Raw genomic sequence first — 4,985 nt, 5'->3', positions numbered from 1 at the left:
CACGCCCTCCCGGTCGGTGGTGTGGTCGTCCGCGAAACGACGGTCACCCGTCGCGTCCGGCACGTACTTCACACAGACAACGATCCTCAAGCTCACGGCCTGTCTCCTGTACTGGTCTCGTCCGGCGGCTGCGGCTGTGCAAGCGGGCGCGAACACGGAGCGCACCCGCTCCGGGCAGCGTGTTCCCGTGCCGGTCCGGAACTTCCTGGCAGCATACTCGCCAGTAGCCCAGTGGTCACTACTGGCCAGTAGCTTACGCCGCCAGGCCCCGGCCGGACGCCCCGCACGACACCCGCGACGGCCCGGGAGACCCGGATCCGGAGGGACGGCGGGACGGCCTGCACTTGCCGTCAGCGCCCATCCTGCCCCAGCCCGCCCCCGGTACCACCCGACGGGGCGGCACACGGACGCGGAGAAGCACCCCGGAACGGCGGGTCAGCAGCGCGCCCGGCCCTCCGCCCGGGCCGCCGGCCGGGCCGAACCCGGGCCGGAACCCGCGGAAGCGCGCCCGTCCGGCGCCGCCGGCCGACGCGCGACGGCCGACGTCAGACCGCCTCCCCCAGCGCCGCGATCACGTCCGCCTTCCGCGGCAGCCCCGCCGCCCGACGCACCACCCTGCCGCCCGCGTCCAGCACCAGCACCGTCGGCGTCCGCAGGATCTCCAGCCGCCGGACCAGCTCCAGCTGCGCCTCCGCGTCCAGCTCGACGTGCGCGACCCCGTCGACCATGCCCGCCACCTCGCCGAGCACCCTGCGGGTGGCCCGGCACGGCTGGCAGAAGGCGGTCGAGAACTGCACCAGCGTGGCCCGCTCGCCCAGCGGCCCGCCCAGCTCCGCCTCCGACAACCGCACCGCCCCGTCCTTCGTGCGCACCCGCAGCCTCCCGTCGCGCTTGGCCCGCAGCAGCCCGAACGCACTCGCCACCGCGAGCACGACAACGCACACCACCAACCCGGTCATCCCCCCAGTCTGCGCCGACGCCCTCCGGCTCCCGCAGGGAGGTCGACCGCCGGGGCCGGGCACCCGTACGATCGCCGGGTGGACTCCGACCGCCCCGCACAGCCCCTGCTGACCACCCGCCGCGTGGTCGACCTGTGCCGGGCCACGGCCTCGCGCTGTCGCTGACGCGCCCCGCCGTCACCTCAGCCACGCGCCCACCTCCGGAGTCCCCGTGCAGATCGACCCCCGCGGCCCGCGCTTCGCCGCCGCGATCACCACGCTCGTCCTGATCACCGTCCTGCTCACCGGCAGTAGCCTGCTGCTCGCCCTCCAGGCCGTCGTCTTCGCCCTCGGCGCCGTCGGCGGCCTACACCGCTCCCCGTACGGCCGGCTGTACCGGACCCTGGTCCGCCCCCGACTGGCGCCGCCCACCGAGACCGAGGACGAGCGCCCGCCGCGCTTCGCCCAGGGGGTCGGCCTGGCCTTCGCCGCCGTCGGCACGCTCGGCTTCCTCACCGGTGTGGCCTGGCTCGGCCTGCTCGCCACCGGCTTCGCACTCGCCGCGGCCTTCCTCAACGCCGTCTTCGGCTACTGCCTCGGCTGCGAGGTCTACCCGCTGGTACGCCGGGCCCGGGGACGGCTGGGCACCGCCGCCTGAGCCCGCCGCGGCCCCCGCCGCCGACCGGAGGATCCCCGCCCCGCACCCCCCGTGGCCCGGCACCGCAGGAAGGTTCCCGTCCGACCCATCACGGAGATCACACCCCCCGATCCCGCCCGACACCCCGGTTCAGGTGACAGCGGGCACTCGTTCGGGGGATCATCTCCGTGTATCACCCGTGGCCGCCGCGGCGTGCCGCGCCTCCGGTCGGCCCCCACCGCGCGGCCCGGGTACCGCCGTACCGGGCCGCCAGGGCCCGTGGGAAGTCAGGACTGACCGTGGCTGAGTTCGTGTACCCGCCGGTGATCGGCGCCGCACTGACCGTCTTCCGCGCGCTCGACGTGCGCATCAAGATCGTCGGCGCCGAGAACATCCCCGCCAAGGGCGGAGCGGTCCTGGTGAGCAATCACATCAGCTACCTGGACTTCCTCTTCGCCGGCCTCGGCGCCTACCGCGGGGGCAAGCGCAAGACCCGCTTCATGGCCAAGGACGACGTCTTCCGGCACGGCGTCTCCGGCCCGCTGATGCGCGGCATGAAGCACATCCCGGTCGACCGCACCGACGGCCAGCCCGCCTACGAGGCCGCCGTGCGGGCACTGCGCGCGGGCGAGGTCGTCGGGGTCTTCCCCGAGGCGACCATCAGCCGCTCGTTCATGCTGAAGAAGTTCAAGACCGGCGCCGCCCGGATGGCCTCCGACTCCGGCGCCCCGCTGCTGCCGGTCGTCCTCTGGGGCACCCAGCAGCTCTGGACCAAGGGCCGCCCCAAGACCCTCACCAAGCGGCACGTCCCCGTCACCATCATGATCGGCAAGCCGATCGTGCTGGAGCCGGGCGACAAGCCCGTCATGGTCACCCGCCGGCTGCGCGCCGCGATGAGCGAGATGCTCGACACCGCCCAGCGCGAGTACCCCGGCAAGCCGAGCGGCCCGGACGACACCTGGTGGCTGCCCGCCCAGCTCGGCGGCACCGCGCCGACCCTGGAGGTCGCCGAGGCCGAGGACGAGGCGGAGGCCACCGCCCGGGCCGAACGCCGCGCGAACCGGGGCTGACGCCGGCCCGGGGGCGATGGCCAGGACCCGAGCCAGGACCGCGTCCCGGGCCCGCCCGGCTCGGCTCGGCTCGGCTCGGCCAGGGGACCATGCTCCCCGACGTGTCGACCGACCTGTCCGTATCCGATCCGTCAACCGGACGGTCCGCTCTTCATACTCCGTGCGACCGGCTGATGCCGGAGCGTAGCGTGTCGCCCGCCCTCCCGCACTCCCGATCTGCCACAGTGACAGCTCCCTCGGGGCCCTGTCCCGCAGTAGAGACGGAGATGACACGCCGATGACCGGCACACGGCAGCTGCCAATCACCCCCAAGACCCGCACCCGCGCCCGCGCAGGTGCGGGTCTTCTGCTCGCCGGCGCCATGCTCACCGGCTGCGGCGCCGAGCCGGGTGAGATCCCGCTCAGCGAGATCCGGGCCGAGACCCCGTCCGCGACCCCCACGCCCGAGCCCGCCGTCGGCCTCTCCGCCCCGACCGCAGGAGCCGTCGTCGCCGCGGCCAGCACGCGGCACAACGGCCAGATCGCCGGCCGGGTCTTCCTCGACGCCACCCGCACGACCAGCGCCGTCTTCACCGTCGCCCCCGACGGCACCGGCGAGCACCAGCTCACCCAGCCGCCCGCCCGGACCCGCGACGACCACCCCGACTGGTCCCCGGACGGCGCCACGCTCGCCTTCGACCGCACGGACGACGAGTCCGCCGGCCGGATCTGGACGATCGGCGCCGACGGTGCCGACGCCCGCCAGGTCGGCCCGCTCTGCGAGACCGGCGCCCCCGACTGCACCAACGAGCAGGAGATCACCCCGGCCTTCTCCCCCGACGGCCGGCAGATCGCCTTCAGCCGCGCCTGGGGAGCCACCGACCCGACCGCCGGCCAGATCCAGTACAGCGACGTCTACGTCATGAGCCCCGACGGCACCAACGTCCAGCGGCTGACCTTCCTCACCAACGACAAGCCGTACTCCGGCCTCGTCACCAACCCCTCCTGGTCACCGGACGGCAAGCAACTCGTCTTCTCGTACCAGACCAGCGCCACCGGCCAGCCCGCCAACGGCCGCGCCCTCTACCTCGTCAACGCCGACGGCACCGGGCTGCGCCGGCTCACGCCCTGGGAGCTGCGCGCCGGCGACCGGGCCAACTGGTCCCCCGACGGCAGCCAGATCATCTTCACCACCTACCCGGCAGGCCCCGAGAACACCCCCGGCGGCGGCATCTACACCGTCCACCCCGACGGCACGGCCATCGGCGCCCTCACCCCCGGGCCGTCCGACGTCTTCTACGGCGTCGCCAGCTACTCCCCCGACGGCGCCTCGATCGCCTACGCCCAGGCCCCGCTCAACGGCACCGCCGAGCTGTACACGATGAAGAACGACGGCTCGAACGCCACGCCGGTCACCAGCACTCCCGACCGCTGGGAAACCCGGCCCGCCTGGGGTACGGCCGTGGCCCCCTAGCCGGGGCGCCGGCCGGTCACGAGGCCGTCGGCTGCGGGCTCATCGCGTGCTCGTAGAGCTTCTCCCGCGTCCGCTTGAGCAGTTCGGCGGCCTTCTTCCGCGACGCCTCCTCCGCCTTGTCGAGCGCGCCCGGGTAGTCCGCGGACATCCCCGCGCCCGCGCCGTAGTCGACGTCGACCGTCAGACGCACGTTGCCGTCGCAGACACCCGACTTGAACGACAGTTGGTCGACCGGCCCCGGGATGGTGTCGGTGAGCGGGTGCCGGACCGCCACCTCATAGCCCTCCTGGCCGAGGCCCCCGCCATCGGTCTTCACGAACTTCCGCGTCTCGGTCGGCTTGGGCCCGCCCAGCGGGGCCTTGGCCGTCTCCGCCTCGACCTCCAGCCAGTGGCAGCCGCGGGCCGCCTCGAAGACGGTCACGTCGATGCTCACCCGCCAGTCCTCCGTCGCCGGACCGCCCGTGTAGCCGCAGCTGATCGTCTTGGACGGGTCGCCCGCGATCCCGTCGGTCGTCACCGGTATGGAGCTCCTCAGCTGCCCCGGCAGGCCGGGATCACCCACCGTCGCGCAGAGGTCGCCGACCGTCCGGTACCAGCCGACGTGGCCCGCCTTGCCGTCGGCGCTGTTTCCACCACTACCGGTGCCGTCGCTTCCGCAGGCGGCGAGGAACACGAGGCCGGCAGCCACGAGCGCGGCCGCACCGGTACGGGTGGTTCGGTTTCGAGTCGTCACGGCGCCAGGCTAGAGCCGATCCCCGCTCGAAGTCCGCGGAATGCAGAACTCCGGGAAACGCAAAGAACCCCCGATCCGTGATGGATCGGGGGTTCTCTGTGAATGATTGTTCGGCGGCGTCCTACTCTCCCACAGGGTCCCCCCTGCAGTACCA

At 73.6% G+C, this 4,985-nt stretch carries 5 protein-coding genes and 1 pseudogene; 3 read left to right on the top strand and 3 right to left on the bottom strand.

All coding sequences use genetic code 11. The features are described from left to right. Both ACFC1F_RS42590 and ACFC1F_RS42585 read right to left on the bottom strand, forming a co-directional pair. Positions 1 to 96: pseudogene (locus ACFC1F_RS42590) on the bottom strand (electron transfer flavoprotein subunit beta); the annotation flags it as partial. Between the two features lie 449 nt (positions 97 to 545). Next, positions 546 to 959, bottom strand: a complete 414-nt coding sequence (locus tag ACFC1F_RS42585) for a thioredoxin family protein (RefSeq protein WP_376167115.1) — start codon at positions 957 to 959, stop codon at positions 546 to 548. A gap of 211 nt (positions 960 to 1,170) precedes the next feature. Here ACFC1F_RS42585 and ACFC1F_RS42580 point away from each other — a divergent pair, with 211 nt between their 5' ends. From ACFC1F_RS42580 to ACFC1F_RS42570, 3 genes are all read left to right on the top strand, one after another. Further along, positions 1,171 to 1,596 carry a DUF4395 domain-containing protein gene (locus tag ACFC1F_RS42580; protein WP_376167113.1) on the top strand — a complete coding sequence of 142 codons (426 nt, stop codon included), beginning with the start codon at positions 1,171 to 1,173 and terminating at the stop codon, positions 1,594 to 1,596. A gap of 278 nt (positions 1,597 to 1,874) precedes the next feature. Continuing rightward, positions 1,875 to 2,645, top strand: coding sequence for a 1-acyl-sn-glycerol-3-phosphate acyltransferase (locus ACFC1F_RS42575; protein WP_209416151.1), 771 nt, complete (start codon positions 1,875 to 1,877; stop codon positions 2,643 to 2,645). A 277-nt stretch (positions 2,646 to 2,922) separates the two neighbouring features. Further along, complete coding sequence (locus tag ACFC1F_RS42570) at positions 2,923 to 4,098, top strand: hypothetical protein (RefSeq protein WP_376167111.1); 1,176 nt, start codon at positions 2,923 to 2,925, stop codon at positions 4,096 to 4,098. A 16-nt stretch (positions 4,099 to 4,114) separates the two neighbouring features. Here ACFC1F_RS42570 and ACFC1F_RS42565 read toward each other — a convergent pair whose 3' ends face one another. Next, on the bottom strand, positions 4,115 to 4,831 hold the full coding sequence (locus ACFC1F_RS42565) for a hypothetical protein (protein WP_376167109.1): 717 nt from the start codon (positions 4,829 to 4,831) through the stop codon (positions 4,115 to 4,117). Positions 4,832 to 4,985 lie beyond the last annotated feature (154 nt).

It is taken from the genome of Kitasatospora sp. NPDC056181 (genome assembly GCF_042266225.1).
Lineage (GTDB): Bacteria > Actinomycetota > Actinomycetes > Streptomycetales > Streptomycetaceae > Kitasatospora.
This window is presented reverse-complemented; position numbering and strand designations above follow the sequence as displayed.